The 18,490-nt window shown below is 73.2% G+C and carries 17 protein-coding genes; 7 read left to right on the forward strand and 10 right to left on the reverse strand.

Going from position 1 to position 18,490, the window contains the following annotated elements; genetic code table 11:
- Positions 1–24 precede the first annotated feature (24 nt).
- The 10 genes from ACTWPV_RS37555 to ACTWPV_RS37600 form a co-directional block, all read right to left on the reverse strand.
- A complete protein-coding gene (locus ACTWPV_RS37555) occupies positions 25–1,224 on the reverse strand; it encodes a glycosyltransferase (protein ID WP_443155429.1) in 1,200 nt (399 codons plus the stop codon).
- Positions 1,215–2,402 (reverse strand): GNAT family N-acetyltransferase, encoded by a 1,188-nt coding sequence (locus tag ACTWPV_RS37560; RefSeq protein ID WP_443155430.1) that lies wholly within the window; start codon positions 2,400–2,402, stop codon positions 1,215–1,217. The genes ACTWPV_RS37555 and ACTWPV_RS37560 overlap by 10 nt, the downstream gene beginning before the upstream one ends.
- Entirely contained in the window at positions 2,399–2,974 is a 576-nt protein-coding gene (locus ACTWPV_RS37565; protein WP_443155431.1) for a hypothetical protein, read from the reverse strand. Before ACTWPV_RS37565 ends, ACTWPV_RS37560 begins: the two co-directional genes overlap by 4 nt.
- The gene (locus ACTWPV_RS37570) at positions 2,971–4,071 is read right to left on the reverse strand and encodes a glycosyltransferase (RefSeq protein ID WP_443155432.1); all 1,101 of its coding nucleotides are present in this window, start codon (positions 4,069–4,071) and stop codon (positions 2,971–2,973) included. The genes ACTWPV_RS37565 and ACTWPV_RS37570 overlap by 4 nt, the downstream gene beginning before the upstream one ends.
- Positions 4,068–4,769, reverse strand: a complete 702-nt coding sequence (locus ACTWPV_RS37575) for a polysaccharide deacetylase family protein (RefSeq protein WP_443155433.1) — start codon at positions 4,767–4,769, stop codon at positions 4,068–4,070. The genes ACTWPV_RS37570 and ACTWPV_RS37575 overlap by 4 nt, the downstream gene beginning before the upstream one ends.
- Positions 4,766–6,271 carry a lipid II flippase MurJ gene (locus tag ACTWPV_RS37580; protein ID WP_443155434.1) on the reverse strand — a complete coding sequence of 502 codons (1,506 nt, stop codon included), beginning with the start codon at positions 6,269–6,271 and terminating at the stop codon, positions 4,766–4,768. Before ACTWPV_RS37580 ends, ACTWPV_RS37575 begins: the two co-directional genes overlap by 4 nt.
- On the reverse strand, positions 6,268–7,545 hold the full coding sequence (locus ACTWPV_RS37585; RefSeq protein WP_443155435.1) for an O-antigen ligase family protein: 1,278 nt from the start codon (positions 7,543–7,545) through the stop codon (positions 6,268–6,270). Before ACTWPV_RS37585 ends, ACTWPV_RS37580 begins: the two co-directional genes overlap by 4 nt.
- Positions 7,546–7,548: 3 nt before the next feature.
- A complete protein-coding gene (locus ACTWPV_RS37590; RefSeq protein ID WP_443155436.1) occupies positions 7,549–8,784 on the reverse strand; it encodes a sugar transferase in 1,236 nt (411 codons plus the stop codon).
- 455 nt (positions 8,785–9,239) lie between these two features.
- Entirely contained in the window at positions 9,240–10,484 is a 1,245-nt protein-coding gene (locus ACTWPV_RS37595) for an MFS transporter (RefSeq protein ID WP_443155437.1), read from the reverse strand.
- Positions 10,485–10,792: 308 nt separating this feature from the next.
- On the reverse strand, positions 10,793–13,654 hold the full coding sequence (locus ACTWPV_RS37600; RefSeq protein WP_443155438.1) for a BTAD domain-containing putative transcriptional regulator: 2,862 nt from the start codon (positions 13,652–13,654) through the stop codon (positions 10,793–10,795).
- Positions 13,655–13,759: 105 nt separating this feature from the next.
- Here ACTWPV_RS37600 and ACTWPV_RS37605 point away from each other — a divergent pair, with 105 nt between their 5' ends.
- From ACTWPV_RS37605 to ACTWPV_RS37635, 7 genes are all read left to right on the forward strand, one after another.
- Positions 13,760–14,221, forward strand: a complete 462-nt coding sequence (locus tag ACTWPV_RS37605) for a carboxymuconolactone decarboxylase family protein (protein WP_443155439.1) — start codon at positions 13,760–13,762, stop codon at positions 14,219–14,221.
- Positions 14,222–14,247: 26 nt separating this feature from the next.
- Positions 14,248–14,595 carry a DoxX family protein gene (locus tag ACTWPV_RS37610; protein WP_443155440.1) on the forward strand — a complete coding sequence of 116 codons (348 nt, stop codon included), beginning with the start codon at positions 14,248–14,250 and terminating at the stop codon, positions 14,593–14,595.
- 259 nt (positions 14,596–14,854) lie between these two features.
- A complete protein-coding gene (locus ACTWPV_RS37615; protein WP_347643316.1) occupies positions 14,855–15,457 on the forward strand; it encodes a CDP-alcohol phosphatidyltransferase family protein in 603 nt (200 codons plus the stop codon).
- Complete coding sequence (locus tag ACTWPV_RS37620; RefSeq protein WP_443155441.1) at positions 15,454–16,248, forward strand: phosphatidate cytidylyltransferase; 795 nt, start codon at positions 15,454–15,456, stop codon at positions 16,246–16,248. Before ACTWPV_RS37615 ends, ACTWPV_RS37620 begins: the two co-directional genes overlap by 4 nt.
- A complete protein-coding gene (locus tag ACTWPV_RS37625; RefSeq protein WP_443155442.1) occupies positions 16,245–16,805 on the forward strand; it encodes a lysophospholipid acyltransferase family protein in 561 nt (186 codons plus the stop codon). Before ACTWPV_RS37620 ends, ACTWPV_RS37625 begins: the two co-directional genes overlap by 4 nt.
- Positions 16,802–17,587 (forward strand): class I SAM-dependent methyltransferase family protein, encoded by a 786-nt coding sequence (locus ACTWPV_RS37630; RefSeq protein ID WP_443155443.1) that lies wholly within the window; start codon positions 16,802–16,804, stop codon positions 17,585–17,587. Before ACTWPV_RS37625 ends, ACTWPV_RS37630 begins: the two co-directional genes overlap by 4 nt.
- A gap of 116 nt (positions 17,588–17,703) precedes the next feature.
- Positions 17,704–18,306, forward strand: coding sequence for an NADPH-dependent FMN reductase (locus ACTWPV_RS37635; protein WP_443155444.1), 603 nt, complete (start codon positions 17,704–17,706; stop codon positions 18,304–18,306).
- The last annotated feature ends 184 nt before the right edge of the window (positions 18,307–18,490 follow it).

Here is an 18,490-nt window from a genome sequence, read left to right on the forward strand (position 1 = left end):
TCACTCGATCTCCGATTACTGTCCTCACGGCATCTGGCAGTGCTCGTCGAACCCGCGCTCGGCGGAGGTCTTCCGCGAGCGGCTGCACCGGCGCCCTTTTCCCGTGCCGACCCCGAGCAGCCCGAGCGTGGACGAGGCGAGCGCGTCCATCGACCGGCCCACGTCGAACCCGCCCGCCAGCTCCACGGCGGCCGCCCCCTCCGCGGCGGCGAGCGCGGGGCTCCCGAGCCTGCGCAGCAGCGCCTCCGCCAGCTCCCTCACGTCGCCGGGCGCGACGACCGCGCCGACTCCGCCGGACACCAGCTCGGAGATCCCCGGCACGCCGTAGGCGACGAGCGAACGTCCCGTGGCCAGCGCCTCCAGCGCCGTGAGCGGCAGCCCCTCCCAGCGGGAGGGCAGGACCACCACATCGGCCGCGACGTACCAGGGCCTGGCGTCGGCCACGTCGCCGGCGAAGTCAACCCGCGGCGCGGCCCGCGCCCGCAGCGCGGGCAGCAGCGGGCCGTCGCCGACGACGACCAGCCGGGCCGCGCCGTCGCGCGCGGCCACCCGCTCCCACGCCGACAGCAGCAGGTCCTGGCCCTTCTGCCGGGTGACCCTGCCGACGCAGACCGCCAGCGGCGTCCCTTCCGGGATGCCGCGGGCCGCGCGGGCCGCCGCGCGCTCCCCCGGGCCGGCGGGCCGGAACCGGCGCAGGTCCACGCCGTTGCGCACCACCACGAGCTCGGCGGGCACGCCGTGCCGCCTGGCCAGCTCCGCTTCGCCCGTACCGACGCAGATCACCAGGTCGGCCCAGCGCGCGGCCAGCCGTTCCCAGCCCAGCGCCGCCGCGGCGAGCGCGCCGCGGGCCGCCAGCCACGACCAGCCGTGCGGCTGGAAGAGCGTGGGCACCCGTCCCCGCAGCGCGGCCCTGCCCGCCAGCCCGGCCTTGGACGAGTGCAGGTGCACCACGTCGGGGCCGAACTCCCTGACGATCCGCGCCAGCCGGGCCGCCTGCCCCACGTCGGCGAGCCCCGGCGCGCGGGTCGCCTCCCAGGCCAGGCAGGGCACGCCCAGACCGGCCAGGTCGCCGGCCAGCTCTCCGGCGACCTGGCCGGCCGGCGGGCAGGCGACCGCGACCCGCCAGCCCCGCCGCGCCTGGTCGGCGGCGGCCGTCGCCACGTAGGCGCCGACCCCGCCGTCCACCGGCTGCGTGACGTGCAGGACGCGCGGGGTCACCGCCATGCCGCGAACCTCTCCACCAGGCGCGGGCAGCGCCGCTTCAGCAGTTCCTGGCCCGCCACGCGGGCGCCGGCGCTCGCGGCGTAGGCGGCGGACCGGACGCCGCGGCCGAGCATCACCCGCTGGTTGACGACCGCCTCGCAGCCGAACTTCGCCTTGTGCGGCTCGTCGCCGCGCAGCAGGCTCAGCACCGGCCTGCCGAGCCGGTGGGTCGTCTCCAGGTTGTCGCGCAGCAACATCGTGAGGACGTCGGCCTCGGCGCGCAGTTCCGGATCGGCGCCGTACAGGTAGCCGCCCACGAAGTCCTTGCCGACCACCGTCAGATCGCAGGCCCGCAGCCGCCCCCGCACCCTGAATTCCTTCAGCACCGCGCGGTCCTCCACCACCAGCGACCGCGTGGCCCGCGTCAGATGGTCCCTGAACCGCGGCTGCGTGTGCTGCACGTTGATCCCCCGGCTCTCCCACTGCAGGGTGTGCAGCCGCAGCAGCTCGGTCACCGACTGCTCGACCCGGTCCGGCTCGACCACGTCCACCGACAGGTCCATCGCGTCGAGCTTGCGCAGCGCCGTCCGCAGCCGGCGCGCCCGCCGGCCGTTGAGCGCGGCCGCCACCTGCTCGATCGGCTGCCCCGGCAGCTGCAGGCAGGTGGACGCGGGCAGGGTCCAGGCCCGGGCGCCCCAGAGCCCGGCCAGCCGCAGGACGGCCGCGCCCGGCCGGGCCTCGGGCAGGTCGATCACGTCCCAGCCCGGCTGGGCGAGCAGCCCGGCGCGCAACTCGCGCATGCCCGCGTCGCCCTCGGCGTCGTCCACCATGATGTCCGTGAAGTCGGATTGCCCGCCGCCGACGGGCGTCAGCACCCGGCAGCCCAGCCGGTACTCCAGCCTGAGGGGCGCCGCCGCCACCAGCCGCCCGCCCCGGTAGGCCAGGAACACCCGCAGCCGCCCCGGAGTTCCGTAGGCCCGCCACCAGGAGCAGAGCCAGCTGTACGACTGGAACGGCGTGGCGGTCGAGCTGCGCTCGTGCAGGTCGGCCCAGTCCTCCGCCAGCCCAGAGAGCGCGTTGCGCGGCACGACCCGCAGCGTGAGCCGCGCAGCGTGCGCGGGTGCCAGGGCTTGTGACGGGGCGGGCGACAGGGCGGGCGAGCCGTTCGACGTGGACGCGCCGGGCGTCGCGGCGCTCACGCCTCCGCCCCGCTCAGCACCGGCGCGGGCTCGCGCCGCGCCTGGCGCAGCGCCTGCGGCGCGGCCAGGCGGATCAGGCCCGCGACCAGGGCCGCCCCGAAAGCACCGACGGCCACGCTGGCCAGCGGCACCGGGGCGGAGGGGCGGGTCGGGATGGACGCGCTGGCGAAGGGCGCCAGCCGCACGCGGGTGTCGGTGGCGTGCCCGTTGGCGTACGTGATCAGCGCGGTGGCCGCCCGGTTGACGCGGTCCGCGGCCTCCCACCCGGTGGGCGCCACGGACGTCAGACGCACCAGAGGGGCGTCCGGCGAGGCCGCCACGCTCAGGCTGCCCCATTCGGTCACGTCGCCGGTGAGCAGGCCGGGGTGGCCGGAGATCCGGGCGTAGGCGGAGGCGAAGTCGATCGCCTGCGCCGGGTCGCCGCCCGCCACCACCACGACGTAAGCGTCCGCGCTGTAGACGGCGTCCCTGGCCACGGCGTACGCGGCCCCGGCAGACGCCCCCAGCGCCAGGGACAGCGGCAGCCACCATCGCGCGAGCACGCCCATGATGCGGGCCCGGGTCCATGTCATCGTTGATCCTCCGTGGGTGCGGCGCCCAGCAGGCGCAGGTAGAGCGACTCCAGCCGGTCGGCCTGGCGGCGGATGTCGTAGAGGCGGACGGCGTCGGGCGGGGGCAGCCTCCCCGGCGGGCGGCCGGCGAGCGCGGCCAGTTCGGCGGCGATCCGGTCCGGAGGGACGTGCCTGGCCCCGGGCGCCGAGCCCGGCGGCAGGTCGTCGATGGCCGGGCAGGTGTCGTACAGGACCGGGAGGCCCGCGGCGAGCGCCTCGACGACCGCGAGGCCGAACGTCTCCTCCGCCGACGGCGCGGCCAGCACGTCCATCGCCGACAACATCGCCCGCACGTCCGTCGACTCGCCGGCGAAGATCACCCGGTCTCCCGCGCCCACCGCGCCGGCCAGCTCCCGCAGGCGCGGCTCGCACGAACCCGAGCCGACCAGGAGCAGAACGGCGGTTTCGAGCGCGGGCAGCGCCTCGATCAGCGCGTCGAAACGTTTGCCCGGCTCCAGCCGGCCGACCCCGCCGATCAGGAAGGCGTGCGCCGGCACGCCCAGCCGCTGACGGGTGCGCCGGCGCAGCGCCGCGTCGAAGCCGAACGCCCCGCCGTCCACGCCGTTGGGGATCACCACGATGCGCGAGCGCGGCACGCCCCAGCCGGCCAGCCGGTCGGCCACGGTCGGCGAGACGGCCACGGTCAGGTGCCCGAGCAACTCGCTGGCGAGGTACAGCGCTCTGACGGAGCGGGTGAGGCGGCGCCCCTCGATGTGCTCGCGGCCGATCGAGTGCTCGGTCGCCACGATCGCGGGGACGTTCGCCAGCCGCGCGGCCAGCCTGCCGTACACGCAGGCGCGGTAGAGGTGGGTGTGGACCACTTCGTAGCGGTGCCTGCGCATGAGCCGGGCCAGCCGCCCGACGGCCCGCAGGTCCCGGTTCCCGCGCATCCCGACCTGGTGGACGCGCACGCCGGTGCGCGCGATGGCGTCCGCGACCACGCCGGCGCCGGTGAGCACCGCGACGTCGCACCGGGCCCGCAGGTGCGGCAGCAGGAAGCGCAGCTGCTGCTCCGCGCCGCCCGCCGCCAGACCGGTGATGACATGCAGGACCTTCACCACCCCCACCGGACCTGGTGACGCACCCGCTTGGCGCGCAGCCGCAGCGCGCCGTCCCGCTCGCCGACGTAGGTCCGCGGCAACGCGTAGCGGCCGCTGAGCTCGGACTTCCAGATCGCGCAGCCGTAGCCGTAGCCGGCCCTGCGGACGGCGTCCACCTCGCGCGCGCCGGCGTGCCCGTACGGGTAGCAGTATCCGCTCACCGGCTCGCCGAGCAGGTTCTCCAGCGCCGCCTTGCCGGCCGTCACCTCGTGCCAGAGATCGTCCTCGCTCAGGCCGGTCAGCGAGCGGTGCCCCGCCGAGTGCGAGCCGACCTCCATGCCCTGCCGCGCGGCCCGGCGCACGCCGTCGGCGTCCATGAGGGGCTTGCGCGGCCCCTCGGCGTCCCAGGCGTTGTGCTCGCCGATCAGGTCGGACACCACGAAGACCGTGGCGGTGAACCCGCGTTCGAGCAGCGCGGGGACGACCTCACCGAGGAAGTCGGCGTACCCGTCGTCGAACGTGAGCCCGACCAGGCGCCCGGCCCTGCCCTCCGCGTGGGCGCGCAGCAGCTCGCGCATGGAGACGCCGGTCAGGCCGCACCGGGCCAGCCAGCGCAGCTGCCGGTCGAAGCGGTCGGGTGAGACGGTGATCTGGAAGGGATCACTGTCATATTTCTCGACGGAGTGGTACATGAGCACGTACGGCATGGTGGTCATCCGCGGCCTCGCGTCCTGATCGAGCGGGTGATTTCGGCGAGCGTGGTCGTGGCCCCCGCGAGGGCCGCGACGGCGCAGAAGGCGGCGGCGATCGCGGCGCCGGTCAGGCCCAGGGTCACCGGCTGCGGCAGGCCCGCCAGCAGCGGCCGCGTGGCCCAGCCCGCTCCCGCGCCGGCCGCGGCGGCCAGGAGCAGCGCGCCGATGGGCGTGGCGGCGTCGCGCAGCGGCAGGGCGACGACGCGCCTGCGCAGCCCGGCCAGCAGCACCACGCCGGTCAGCGTGATCCCGGCCGCGTTGGCCGCGGCCAGCCCCGTGACCCCCCACTCCGGCCGGGCCAGCACCGCCGTCGCGACCAGCCCCGCGGCCATCGCGAGCGCCGGGTACCAGGAGGCGCGGGGCCCGCAGAAGTACGTGCGGCACACGACCCCGACCACCGCCTGGCCGAGCAGCCCCAGCGTGTACACCTGCATGATCCGCGCGGTGGCGGCGGTGTCCGCCTCGGTGAAAGCGCCGTACCGCAGCAGGACGGCCACGACGTCGGGAGCGCAGACCAGCAGCGCCGCCGTGGCGGGCAGCACGATCGCCGAGGCGGCGACCAGGTCGCCGACCAGCCTCCTGCGCGCCTGCGCGCCGTCACCGGCGGCGACGGCGCGGGCCAGGTCGGGGAAGGTCACCGTCGCCACGATCAGGGACAACACCATCGGCACCTGCGCGATCTTCTGCGCGTAGTTGAGGTGCGAGATCGATCCCTCGGGCAGCGACGAACCGACGAACCTCTCGATGAAGACCTGGCTCTGGCGCGCGAGCGTGAAGATCGCGATCGGCAGGAACGCGGCCAGGGGCAGCGGCACCCCGCACGTGGGGCGGCGGGGCGGGCCGAAGCGCCGGACGAACGCCGGGGCCTGGACGAGCACCATGCCCGCGCCGCCCACGGCCACGCCCACCGCGGCGCCGTACGCGCCCTGGTCGCGCAGCGACCACAGGCAGACGATGATGCCCAGGTTGTAGGCGACGTAGATGGCGGCAGGCGGCGCGAACGTCTGGTGCGAGCGGAGCGCCGCGCTGAGGTAACCGGCCAGCCCGAACGTCAGGATCGTGACCGAGGCGACACGCATGCAGTCGGCCGCGAGGTCGGCCCTCGGGATGCCGGGGGCGAGCAGGCCGACCAGCCACGGCGCGCCCGCGGCAGCGACCGCGCTCAGCGCCGCGAGCGCGAGACACAGGTACGGCAACGTCGACGACACCAGGGCCCGCGGGTCGTCGCCCGCCTCCACCGCCCGGCTGAACAGCGGGACCAGCACGAAGGCCATCGCGCCCTCGATGAGCAGGGGGGCCGCGGTCTCAGGGATCGTCCAGGCGACGAGGAACGCGTCGGTGCCGGCGTCGGCCCCGAACGTCGTGCCCAGCAGCAGGTCGCGGACGAAGCCGAGCAGCGAGCCGAGCCCGATGAGCAGCGCGGTGACGCTGACGGCCCTGACCGCCGGCGAGGTGGCCGTCGTCATCGTGTCCCGCCGCGCCCGGCCAGGGCTCCGGTCACCGGCGGCGGCCCCGCGCGGCGGGTGACGCGCGCCAGGACCAGCCCCAGGACGACCGACATGACCAGCGTCGGAGGGCCGCCGATGTCACCGTAGACGAAGTCGGCCAGCTGCCAGGTCAGCAGCCCGGCCGCGATCACCGCGCCTCCTCGGACCGCCCACCACGCCATGGCCCCCAGGCAGAGGCCCAGGGCGGCCAGCCCGAGCAGGCCCTGTTCGCTGAGGGTCAGCAGGTACATGTTGTGCGGGGAGAGCAGCGGCTGCCGCTGGAATCCGTGCACCGGGTCGTCGGTGTCGCTGCCGGACGACAGCTCGATGGGCGCGTACGTGTCGCGCAGCTCCGCGAACCGGCGCGGTCCTACCCCGGTCAGCGGGTGGTCGAGCCACATGCCGGCGGCGGTGCGCCACAGGGTGTACCGGTCGCTCAGCGACTGGTCGGGCTGGGTCACGGCGGAGGCCATCGAGGCGACCCGCCGTCCCAGCACGTCCGATCCCGTGCCGAGGCCGGCGACCAGCACGGTCCCGGCGGCGGCGCCGGCGAGGAGCACCCGGGCGCCGAGCACCCGGCTGCGCATGAAGAGCATGACCAGCGCCGCGCACAGCAGGGCGAGCCAGGCGCCCCTGCTGAGCGACAGGGCGAGGGGCACGCAGAGCAGGGCGGCGCCCCCGAGCGCGGCGGCGCGCCACCGGCCGCGTACGCCGAGGCCCACGCCCAGCAGGATGATCGCGCCGAAGCTGACCACGCTCGCCATGCCCATGACGTCGAGCGCGCCGAACGTGCCGACGGCCCGCACCCGCTCCCCTGCGTACGACGCCCCGGTGCCGGTGAACGCCTGAACGCATCCGACCACGCCCTGCACGGCCGCCGCGCCGACGACGGCCCCGCCGACGATCAGGCTGTCGGCACGGTCGCGCACCGTCACCATGACGGCCAGCGGGACGATCACGAACACCTGGACGTACCTGAGGTAGCCCGGCACGCTCGCCAGCACGTCGGGCGAGGCCAGCACCGCGATGGCGGCCGCGCCCGCGACGGGTGCGAGCACGAGCGCGCGGGCGGGCAGTTCGGCCGCGCGCGGGCTCGCGACCAGAAGGGCGAGCGCGACGGCGGCCAGCGCGACGGAGGCGATGTCGGCGGCCGTCACCCGCACCTGGGCGGTCAGGCCGTCGAGCCCCGCGGGCAGGCAGGTCAGGAGCACGGTCGCGGCCGCCACGAGGCTGGGTCGGGGAAGGGCGCCCAAGGGTCAGCTCCCGCCCAGCCGGAGCAGCGACCACACGGTCCGTACCATGATCTTGATGTCGGAGCCGAAGGACCACCCGTCGATGTAGTGGTTGTCGAAACGGGCGCGGTCCTCGATCGAGGTGTCGCCGCGCAGCCCGTGGACCTGGGCCCATCCGGTGATCCCGGCCGGCAGCCGGTGCCGCAGGCCGTATCCGGGAATGGTCCGGGAGAACTCGTCGACGAAGTGCGGGCGTTCCGGCCGGGGGCCGACGATGCTCATGTCTCCCTTGAGAACGTTCCAGAGCTGCGGGAGCTCGTCGACCGACGTCCTGCGCAGCAGCCTGCCCACCCGGCCGACCCGGCTGTCGTGGGCGATGCTCCACAGGGTCGCCGACTCGTGCGCGTCGACGGGTTTCATCGTCCTGAGCTTGATCACCTCGATCGGCTCCCCCTGGCAGCCCACCCGCCGCTGCCGGAAGAGCGGGCTCTGGCCGACCTCCGCGCGAATGATCAGCGCGCAGAGCGCGAGAAGCGGCGCGGTCAGAAGGAGGCCGATCAGCGCGATCGTGATGTCGAGTGCCCGCTTCAGCGGCCAGAGCGCGCTGTGCTGCGCGGCGGGACGCATGCGGAGCAGCGGGAAACCGCGTACGTGCTCGCGCAGCGTGACGAAGTCGACGATCAGCTCGCTCAGGTCGAGCGCGAGGTACACGTCGCAGCCCAGCGCCCTCGCCGTCCGCGCGAGCGGCTGCTGCCCTGCCCCCGCGAGGATCACCGCGCGCACCTCGTAGGCCTGGATGATGTGCGCGGCCTCGCTGGGCCGGCCGAGAACGGGCAGGTCGGAGGTGTCCCCGGCCGCCTCGTCCAGGAAGCCCAGGGGATACAGGCCGTGCTCCGGGTGGTCGAGCAGGCTCTCCGCCAGCCGGCGGCCGTACGGTCCCGCGCCGATCACCAGGGTGGGCGCCGACCGTCCGTACCGGTGCGCTCTGCGGGCCGCGAAGGCGAGCATGCTCCTGCCGCACACGGCGAGGAAGGTGTAGAGCACCGCGCACAGCACGATCGTGACGAACGACGCCGACTCCCGGAAGGCCACGCAGGCGGCCACGAAGCCGGATCCGGCGATCCAGCCGCCACGGTCGAGACCGGAGGCCAGGACCTGCGGCGCGTACACCCGGCCGAGGCCGTTGAGCACGACGACCAGGACGGCCGCGACGGCGACGGGCGGAATGCCCCGGCCCGCCTGGGCGGCGGTGAAGGCCATGCACAAAAGGTCGACGCCGACCAGGGCGAGTGGCTGCGCTGCTCGCCATGATCGTGAGCTCCGGCGCTCCGCCGGCCGCGCGGCCCGGCGGTCGCCCTCAACGCTAACAGCCACTGCTTCTCCGGACATAGCTCGTTCGACCGGTCTGACCTTCGATCAGCCAATCCAATCCACCCATGAAGCCCATAGTCACCTTTTCGGCAACCTGCCGCGGCATAGGCATTGAGCAGGGGCTTTCCTAGGCAATACGCGAACAATCCCGCAGCGAGCGATTTGATGGTAGCTCCACCAGCCGGAGAAAATCGAATACGTGAAGGGCGAAAGCACCGCGCCGCTCGGCAACATTTCCTTGGCAATTTTTTGAGCAGGCAAATGCAATTTTGACGTTTAGCTCCGGATTTATCACGCAAAACGGCGGCGCCCACGGGGACACCGCCGTTCTGGAGCCGACCGGCCTACCGCCGCAGGACCATCCTGGCCGGATTCACCAGCAGGAGGCCCGCGACGCCGAGCACGGGCAGGAGGGTGAGCTGCCAGAGGCCGGCGCCTTCCCAGCCGAGCGCGCCGACGAGACGGGCGAACAGCAGCCCCGAGAAGGCGGCGGCGACGTAGTACGTGAGGATGAACAGCCCCGCGCCCCGGCCGACGTGGTGCGGGCGGACGGCCCGCTGCATGGCGGTGGAGCAGTTGGTGAACAGGAAACCGCTGGCGAAGGTGCCCATGAGGAAGGAGAGCAGATACTGCGCCGGCGCCGCGGTCGCGACCTGGTACATGAGGCAGGCGGTGACCGACGTGGCGACCATGGCGAGCATCAGGAGGCGGGCCTGGTTGAACCGGTCGCCCAGCCAGCCCGCCGGCAGGGCCATCATGGCGCCCAGACCGCCCATGGACACCGCGAAGGCCGCCTGGTCCGCGGTGAAGCCGAGCCCTTCGCGGAGGAAGGTCGGGTAGAGCCCGAGATAGCCGTAGAAGACCAGGCCGGACACGGCGCAGGCGATGCCCACGCCGAGGGTGTTGCGGTTGTAGGGGGAGGCCGGCACGTGCTCGTACGCGGTGGCGTCGGCCTGCGAGGCCGCTCCGGTGACCGCCTCGGTCATCTTGCGCGACACCGTGAACGCGATGAGCAGGCTCATGGCGAGACCGGCGGCGGCGAACAGGAAGAACGGCGTGCGCCAGGTGCCGGAGCTCTCGGCGAGCCCCGTGCCGATGAGCGGGCCGAGGAAGACGCCCAGCCCGAACGCCACGCCCACGACGCCCGCGGCCAGCGCGCGCCGGTGGAAGAAGAACGCGCCGATCACCGCGTACAGGGCGGTGGCCTGCACGCCCTCGCCGATGCCCGAGACGAGGCGGTAGATGCTCATGTCGACGAACCCGACGGCGAGCGGGATGGCCAGCGTGCCGAGGGAGTAGACCAGCACGCTGATGACGATGATCGTCCTGCGGGAGAGCCGGTCGGCCAGGTAGCCGGCCGGGGGCCCGGCGAGCGCGAGCCCCAGCGTGAAGCCGGTGGCCAGCAGCCCGCCCTGCTCCAGGGAGAAGCCGAGCTCGGTCCGGATCTCGGGCAGGAGGGGGTAGAAGATCTGCCGGTCCATCGCGTTGAGCATGTACGACGCGCACAGGACCGCGAACCCGATCGCGACGGAGGCCTTCGTCACCTGCTGGGAGGCACCGCCCTGGGGGCGCTCTGTGGTGCTGCTCATCTGGCGCTCCTATGCGCTGGAGGGCACGAGACCACTGCCGGGCACGCAGCCGCGCGCTGAGCGGACACTCGTCCGTACAGTGGTCACCATGGGCTGGCCTCAGAATGATGTGCCCAGGGTCGCCTGTCAAGGGTCTGTTCCCACCCGGAAGGTCACCTCGGACAATTGTCCGCAGTATGGCTGTCCTCGTCCGCCCACGCCGGTTCTCGCTTGTCCCGGCGCATCCACGGCTCAGCCGGGCTCCGTTCGGGAAGAGCGCCGATCAACGACCCGCCGGGCTCCGTTCCAGGCGGGCGCCGATCGGCGGGTCAGGCGAGCTCGGCCAGGAACTCCTCAACGGCCGCGGCTTCGGGCACGCCCAGGTCGGCGTAGAGGCGCCGGGACCGTTCCGCGTGGTCCCGCGCCGCGTCCACGCGGCCACGATCATGGTGGGCGCGCGCCAGTCCCTCGTGGGCGCGCGCCTCCTCGGCCCGGTTGCCCACCTCGCGTGCGACGGCGAGGGCGTCGCAGTGACGCGCGACGGCCTGGTCGTGGTCGCCGAGGCACCGGCCGGCCTCCCCCAGACCGTTGAGCGGCGCGGCCTCGTCACTCCGGCCGCCCAGCTCGCGATAGAGATCCAGCGCGTGCCGGTGCTGGTCGCGGGCCTGCTCGTACCGCCCCTGCGCCAGGTAGTCCTGGCCGAGAAGGTCGAGCACGCCGGCCTCACCGCTCCGGTTCCCCAGCCGGCGGTGGAGCGCGAGGGCCCGGCGATGGTGGTCAAGCGCCGCGCGATGGCGTCCCTGCCGCTGGTGGCTGATGCCGAGACTGCTCAGCGTGTAGGCCTCCCCGACGGGGTTGCCGATCTCGCGGCTCAGGGCGAGGGCCTGCTCCAGATGGTGGTCCGCCCGCTCGTACGCGTGCCGTCGCAGGCACACGTTGCCGAGCGTGTTGTGCGCCCGCGACTCGCCGAGCCGGTCGCCGGCCGCGCGGCACAGGTCCAGGGCCGGCCCGCAGACCTCGTACGACTCCTCGTAACGGCCCTGCCGCCAGCGCACCCAGGCCAGATCGAGCCGGGCCAGCGCCTCGCCCGCCGTGTCGCCCCCGCGGCGGGCGGCCTCCAGCGCCTTCGTGTGCACGATGATCGCGTCGGCGTGGTGGGCGTGACCGTCGAGGTAGGGATGCACGACGGTCGCCAGCCGGCCCGCGTGCACCGGCCAGTCGCCGTCGGCCGCCCGGCTGCAGGCGGCGACGAGGTTGGCGCGCTCGCCGTCCAGCCACGCGCTCGCCTCGGCGCCGTCCACGAACGACACGGTCCCCGGCGCGGCGAGTGACGGCCTGCGGAGGCCGCCGAACGGGTAGAGAGCGGCGATCGCCGCGGCCGCCGTGCGCAGGTAGTGGTCGAGCAGGCGGGTCAGGGCGTCGTGCCGGGCCTCAACCGTCTCCTCGGCGGAGACGGTGGCGCGCGCGTGTTCGCGGAGCAGGTCGTGGAACGTGTATCTCCCAGGCTCGTACTGCGCCAGGACATGGGCGTCCAGCAGGTCCTCCAGCAACGTCTCCGCGTGGTCGGCGGGGACGCCGGCCAGCGCGGCGGCGGCGTGGACATCGACGTCGCGCCCGGGATGCAGGCCCAGCATCCGGAACATGCGCTGCCGCTCGGCATCCAGATGCCGGTACGACAGCGTGAACGCGGCCGCGACACCCCTGTCAGGGGTGGACAGCTCGGCCAGCCGGCGGCGCTCGTCACGCAGCCTGCCGGCGAGATAGCCGGCGGTCCAGCGAGGGCGATGATGCAGCCGCGCGGCGGCGATCCGCACGGCCAGCGGCAGGAACCCGCACAGCTGCAGCACGTCGAGGACCGCGCTCGGTTCGGCCGTCGCCCGTTCCCCCACGATCGAGGTGAACAGCCGCACGCCGTCCTTGGCCGGCAGCACGTCCATGGACAGCGTGCGGGCGCCGTCGAGATCGACCAGCCGGCGGCGGCTGGTGACCAGGACGAGGCTGTCGGAGGCGCCCGGCAGCAGGGGCTTGACGTGGTCGGTGTCGGCGGCGTTGTCCAGGACGATCACGACCCTGCGCTGGGCGAGCTCGGCCCGCCACAGCGCGGCCCGTGCGGCGACCGAGGAGGGGATGCGTTCGGCCGGCACCCCGAGCTGGCGCGACAGCGTCTCCAGCGCGGCGCCCGCCTCGATCGGCTCGTGCCCCGCCGTGTGCGCCTGCAGGTCGACGAAGAGCTGCCCGTCGGGGTACCGGCCGGCCAGCGCGTGCGCGGCGTGAATCGCCAGCGCGGTCTTCCCGATGCCCGCCATCCCGTCGATGGTCAAGATCGTCGAACCGGGCCCGAGCCCGGCGATCCTCTCCAGCTCGACGGTCCGGCCAGCGAAGTCGGGAATGTCGTACGGCAGGAAGTTCGCCCGCCGGGGCTCGCGTGCCGCGGCATTGTCCCGCGGCTGGAGCTGCTGATCCGCATCGCCCCGCAGCACGGCCTGCTCGATGGCCACGAACGCCCGGCCGGGATCCAGCCCTTGCTCTTCCACCAGCGACTCGCGGAACGCCCTGGTCACCGACAGCGCGTCGGCCTGCCGTCCCGCGCGATGCAGGGCCAGCATCAGCTGACCCGACAGCCGCTCGCGCAGCGGGTGCGCCGCCACGTGCGCGGACAGCTCGTCGATCAGGTCCTCGTGCCGGCCCAGCGACAGCTCGAGGTCGGCCAGGCGCTCGATCGCGGCCAATCGCCGCTGCTCCAGCCGGCTGCGCGCGCTCTCGACGTAGTCGGCGTGCACGTCCGCCAGCGGCTGCCGCCGCCACAGCGCGAGCGCGTCGCGTACCTGGCGGGCGGCGCTGTCCGGATCGGCCTCCTTCTGGGCAGCCGCCATCCGGCGGGCGAAGTCCTCCAGATCGAGCTGCTCCGGTTCGATGGCGTACCCGCCCGGGCGGGTCACGAGCAGCTGCGCCGCGCCCGCTTCGCGGAGCACCCGGCGGATGGCGGTGACGGCGGCCTGGATCTGCGCGCGGGCGGTGTCCGGCGGCGTCACGCCCCACACCGCGTCGCTCAGCTGATCGGCGCTGAGCACGGTGCGGGCGTGCAGCAGCAGGTACGCCAGCACCGCACGGTGACGTGGCGCCAAGCCGGTCAGCTCCCGGTCGCCTGCCATGACGTGTACGGGGCCGAGAACACCGAACCGCACGCCCACCCTCGCCTCCCCCCCAACGACGCATAACCGTCCATAGCGGACGCATCGCGAATGTATCAACCCGGCTTTCCATGATGAGTGCACAGGTGAGAGGAGATTTCGATTATGGAAGCCCGCATGAAGAACCCGGCGTTCGTGCTCCCCGAGACCATGAAGGGGATCCAGGCCGTCTACCAGGGCATCAACCAGGGCGGCGCGCCCGGTGAACTGCTGGAGATCGTCGCCCTGCGCACCAGCCAGATCAACGGCTGCGGCGCCTGCGTCCACGCCCACGTCCAGAACCTCAAGAAGTCCGGCGAGTCCGACGAGCGCGTGGGCAACGTGGCCGCCTGGCGCGAGGCGCCGTTCTACAGCGACGTCGAACGCGCCGCGCTGGCCCTCGCGGAGTCCGTCACCCGGATCGCCGACCGGTCCGCGGACGCCGTGCCCGACGACCTCTGGGACGAGGTCGCCGACCACTTCGACGAGCGGCAGCTGTCCGCGATCATCCTGACGATCTCCATGACCAACTTCTTCAACCGCATCAACGTCACCGTCAAAGAGCCCGCCGGCACGTCCTGGGCCTGACGAGATCAGGAAACGAGAACCATCCGATGTTCACTGCGTACGTCATCGTCGCCATTCTCACCGCCGCCTGGGTGGGCTTTTCGGCCGTCTCCGTCTTCATCCGCGCCTCCTGGGTGGTGGGTCCCCTGGCGGACTACGGGGTGCCCCGCAAGTGGTGGCCCTGGCTCGGCGCCGCCAAGGCCGCGGGCGCCGCGGGCCTGCTCGTCGGGCTGTTCGTACCCGTCATCGGCGTCCTGGCCGGGATCGGCCTGGTGGCGTACTTCACCGGGGCCGTCATCACGGTGATCCGCGCCCGCTCGTACGCGCACATACCGTTCCCGCTGCTCTACCTGTCGCCGGTCGCCGCGTCCCTGGTGCTGGGGTTCATGACCTGAGCACGACCTGAGCATGCGAGACGCCCCTCCGCCCGCGCCGCGCGGAGGGGCGTCCTGGGCATGCTCAGGTCGACAGGCAGACGAGAAAGCCGATCCCCCACCCTCCCCTGATCCGACAGGCCCGCGGACATATACGATCAGCGTGATGCCGAATCGTTCAAGGTCATGCTGCCGCCCTACGCGTGAGTAGCGCTACCTAGGGACAATTGCGCTGAACTCCCCATGTATAGGCCTGCCGTAGCGCGAGACATTGGCCGGCATGAACGGTCTCTACGCCCTCAAACCCTGGTACGCCGCCCGGCTCAGCGGAGTGCGGGCCTTCCTGGTCGCCCGCGGCGTCCGTCCTTCGGCCATCACCGTGTCAGGCATCGTGTTCGGGGCGGTGGCGGGAGCCGTACTCGCTCAGGGTGAGACGGGACCGTGGGTGGCGCTGGCCGTCGCGGCGGCCCTCGCCGGCCGCCTGGCCTGCGCGAACCTCGACGGCGGCGTCGCTCGCGACAGCGGCGGGAGCACCAGGTTCGGCGCCGTGGCCAACGAGCTGGGTGACCGGCTCGCCGAGTACGCGGCGCTGGCCGGATGCCTGGCGCTGGCCGACCCCGCGCTCGTGGCCTGGGCCGCGCTGGCCGCCACCCTCCCCTCGTGGGCCGCACTCGCGGGCGCCGCCGCAGGGGCGCGGCGCCCGCAGGGCGGCCCTGCCGGCAAGACCGAGCGCTGCGTCCTGCTGGTGTTGTTCGCCCTCACGGGCTGGCCCGCCTGGCTGGTGGTGCTCGCCGCCGGCTCCCTGATCACAGCGGTCGTACGGCTCGCGCGCGTCCACCGCGAGCTGCGTAGCGCCCCCGCCCTTCAGGGGACCGGGTCATGATCCTCGACACCGCCCCCTACCTGGCCGGAGCCCTCGGGGTGAGCGGGCTGGCCGTGTGGTGGTCGAGGCAGCGGGAGCTGGTGCGCCGCTGGACCACCTGGGCCGTCGCCGCGCCGCTCGTGACAGGCAGCCTCCTGCTCGGCCCTCAGGGCGCCGCCGCGCTCGCGGTCGTGCTCGGCGTCGTCTGCGTCCTCGAATACTCCCGCCTGGTACGGCTGCGCGCCCCCGAACGCGCCATCCTGCTCGCCCACGCCACCCTGCTCCCCGTCGCCGCCCTGATGGGCGACGTGTACGGGCCGGCGGCCGTGTGCTTACTGGCCGTGGTGCTGGCACCGGTCCTGTCCGGCGACGCGGAGGACGGATCCCGCAGGGCCGCCTTCGGGATGTTCGGGCTGCTGTGGTTCGCCCCGCTGGCCGGGCTCGTACTGCTCGGCCCCGCCCAGGCGTTCGCGCTCTGCCTGGCCGTCGCCATCGCCGACGTGGCGGCGTGGTGCGGCGGCAAGCTCGGGGGCGGCCCGCGGCTGTCACCGCTGTCACCGGGCAAGACCTGGAGCGGCGTGCTGGGCGGCGCGGCGGGCGGGCTCGGCGTGCTGGCCCTGCTCGGGTCGCTCACCCCCGCTCTGGCCGTCGCCGTCGCCGTCGGCGCGCCCCTCGGCGACCTGGTGGAGTCGATGGTCAAGCGCGGCGCGGGCGTCAAGGACGCGGGAGCGTGGCTGCCCGGCTTCGGCGGCCTGCTGGATCGTGTCGACTCCCTCCTGATCGCCCTGGCCCTGGCGGTGGTGCTTGCATGAACGGCGCTCTCCTGCGGAGATGGTTGTGGCGGACCGCCTTCACCTGCAACGGCGGGTTGCGGGTGGAAGGGACGGTTCCCGACGGGCCGTGCGTGGTCGTCGCCAACCACTCCTCGCACGCCGACACGGCCGCGCTGCTCGCCGCGTTGCCCGCGCGCAGGCGGCCCGTGGTGGCGGCCGCCGCCGACTACTGGTTCGCGGGCCCGCTGCGGTCACTCGTCTGCCGCTCCCTCGTCGCCGGCTTTCCCGTACGGCGGGGCGGAGGCGGCTCGGCCGACCTCGCGCGTGCCGTACAGCTCCTGGAACAGGGACGCATCGTCGTCGTCTTCCCCGAAGGCACGCGCTCGCGGGACGGCCGCATCGGCGAGTTCCGCTCCGGGGCCGCGCGCATCGCCGCCAAGGCGGGCGTGCCGCTCCAGCCCGTCACCATCCACGGCACCTCCGAGGTGCTGCCCGTACACGGGCGGGTGCGGCGGGGCCGGGTCCTCGTCCGCTTCCGCCGGCAGGTGCACGACCTGGAAACAGCACACAACCTCATCGAAGGAGATATTTCATGAAGTGGACCCTCATGCGGCTCCTGCTGCGCACGGTCGGGCAACTGAGCGAGGGCATCCGCATCGGCTACCGTCACGGGTTCGACAGCGGCACGATGCTCGACTACGTCTACGCCGACGAACCCCACGGGCGTCTCGGCCTGGGCAAGCTCATCGACCGCGGCTACCTGAACGCCGTCGGATGGCGTGCCATCCGAGCCAGACGGGCCCTGCTGCACGACGTGCTCAGGGAGGAGGTCTCGGCGCGAGCCGGCCGGGCGCTGATCCTCGACGTGGCCTCAGGCCCAGGCCGCTACCTGCAGGACCTGGCCAAGGAACAGCCGGAGACCCAGGTGGTCTGCCGCGACCTGACGCCCGACGGGCTGGCGCTCGGCGAGAAGCAGGCGGCGGCGCGCGGCCTGACCAACATCGTGTACGAGCAGGGCGACGCCTTCGAACCCGCACCGCTCGACCGCCCTGCCGACATCGTCGTGGTCTCCGGGCTGTACGAGCTGATCCTGGCCGAGGAGCAGATCAGCAAGTCGGTGGCCCGCCTGCGTGACCTGCTCGCGCCCGACGGTGTCCTGATCTTCACCACCCAGACCCGCCATCCACAACTGGAGTTCATCGCCAACGTGCTGCCCAACCGCGACGGCGCGCTGTGGGTCATGGAGTGCAGGTCGGTGCAGCAGGCGCACGGCTGGGCGCGGGAAGCAGGCTTCGAGGACGTCGTCAGCCGCATGGAGAAGGTGGGCCTCTTCGCGGTCACGACCGCGCAGAACGCCGGCGTCGCCAGCAGCCGCTAGCTCGAGACCACCCGGCACCCCTCAGAGCAGACCGAAGGGATTCCGAAACCATCCCGAAGGGGGTACATCACACGATCGGTATCGACCCCAGCAAGAACGACGCGAAGGAGACCACCATGAAGCTCCTGACCATCTCTGGAAGCCTGCGCACCGGCTCCTTCAACACTCAACTGCTCACCCACGCCGAAGACCTCGCCCGCGACGCCGGGCATCAGGTGCACAGATCCAACCGCGTCAGCGAGATCCCGCCGTTCAACGAGGACCATGAACAACGGCCCGTCGGCGTGGTCGAGGATTTGCGAGCCGAGGTTCGTCACTCCGACGCCGTGCTGATCGCCACGCCGGAGTACAGCGGCAGCATTCCCGGCCAGCTGAAGAACCTGCTGGACTGGGCCGCCCGACCGGACGGCGCGTGCGTCTTCACCGACCTGCCCGTCGCCGTGATCAGCGCGAGTCCCGGCAAATTCGGTGCCGCCTGGGCCCGGGAGGCGACCGAGCACATCCTCACCCAGATGGGAGCCACCGTCCTGTCCACCGGTTGGGGCCTGCCCCTGGTGCACGAACGGGCAGCCGGCAACACCGGCCTCATCGATGACGACGCCGAGAATCAGCTGCGCACGATCATCGGACGGCTGGCCGAAGCCCTCAACGGCCCCGGCGGCCAGGACGCCGAGCCCTCAGCGGCCAGGCACCGCACAGCCGCGGTTGTCGGCGCATGACTGACGCGCAACACGATGCGCATCACCGAAGGACATCTCCCTCAGAGGCCGTTACCGCACCGTATGGAGAGGACCATGTCGTCTCACGATCACTCCGCCAAGCACATGCAGGCCGAACAGCGGCGCAGCATGGCACCGCACCAGTTGCCGGACGGTACCCCCTCGCCGGATGCCACGCGCACTC

Source organism: Nonomuraea sp. KM88, assembly GCF_052245635.1.
In the GTDB taxonomy this organism is placed as follows: Bacteria; Actinomycetota; Actinomycetes; order Streptosporangiales; family Streptosporangiaceae; genus Nonomuraea.

Bases quoted from the DNA above. Each gene is read 5' to 3' on its own strand.
- ACTWPV_RS37555 (WP_443155429.1), bottom strand. From the start codon at position 1,224: ATGGCGGTGACCCCGCGCGTCCTGCACGTCACGCAGCCGGTGGACGGC.
- ACTWPV_RS37565 (WP_443155431.1), bottom strand. From the start codon at position 2,974: ATGACATGGACCCGGGCCCGCATCATGGGCGTGCTCGCGCGATGGTGG.
- ACTWPV_RS37575 (WP_443155433.1), bottom strand. From the start codon at position 4,769: ATGACCACCATGCCGTACGTGCTCATGTACCACTCCGTCGAGAAATAT.
- ACTWPV_RS37580 (WP_443155434.1), bottom strand. From the start codon at position 6,271: ATGACGACGGCCACCTCGCCGGCGGTCAGGGCCGTCAGCGTCACCGCG.
- ACTWPV_RS37590 (WP_443155436.1), bottom strand. From the start codon at position 8,784: ATGGCCTTCACCGCCGCCCAGGCGGGCCGGGGCATTCCGCCCGTCGCC.
- ACTWPV_RS37595 (WP_443155437.1), bottom strand. From the start codon at position 10,484: ATGAGCAGCACCACAGAGCGCCCCCAGGGCGGTGCCTCCCAGCAGGTG.
- ACTWPV_RS37605 (WP_443155439.1), top strand. From the start codon at position 13,760: ATGGAAGCCCGCATGAAGAACCCGGCGTTCGTGCTCCCCGAGACCATG.
- ACTWPV_RS37610 (WP_443155440.1), top strand. From the start codon at position 14,248: ATGTTCACTGCGTACGTCATCGTCGCCATTCTCACCGCCGCCTGGGTG.
- ACTWPV_RS37615 (WP_347643316.1), top strand. From the start codon at position 14,855: ATGAACGGTCTCTACGCCCTCAAACCCTGGTACGCCGCCCGGCTCAGC.
- ACTWPV_RS37620 (WP_443155441.1), top strand. From the start codon at position 15,454: ATGATCCTCGACACCGCCCCCTACCTGGCCGGAGCCCTCGGGGTGAGC.
- ACTWPV_RS37625 (WP_443155442.1), top strand. From the start codon at position 16,245: ATGAACGGCGCTCTCCTGCGGAGATGGTTGTGGCGGACCGCCTTCACC.
- ACTWPV_RS37630 (WP_443155443.1), top strand. From the start codon at position 16,802: ATGAAGTGGACCCTCATGCGGCTCCTGCTGCGCACGGTCGGGCAACTG.
- ACTWPV_RS37635 (WP_443155444.1), top strand. From the start codon at position 17,704: ATGAAGCTCCTGACCATCTCTGGAAGCCTGCGCACCGGCTCCTTCAAC.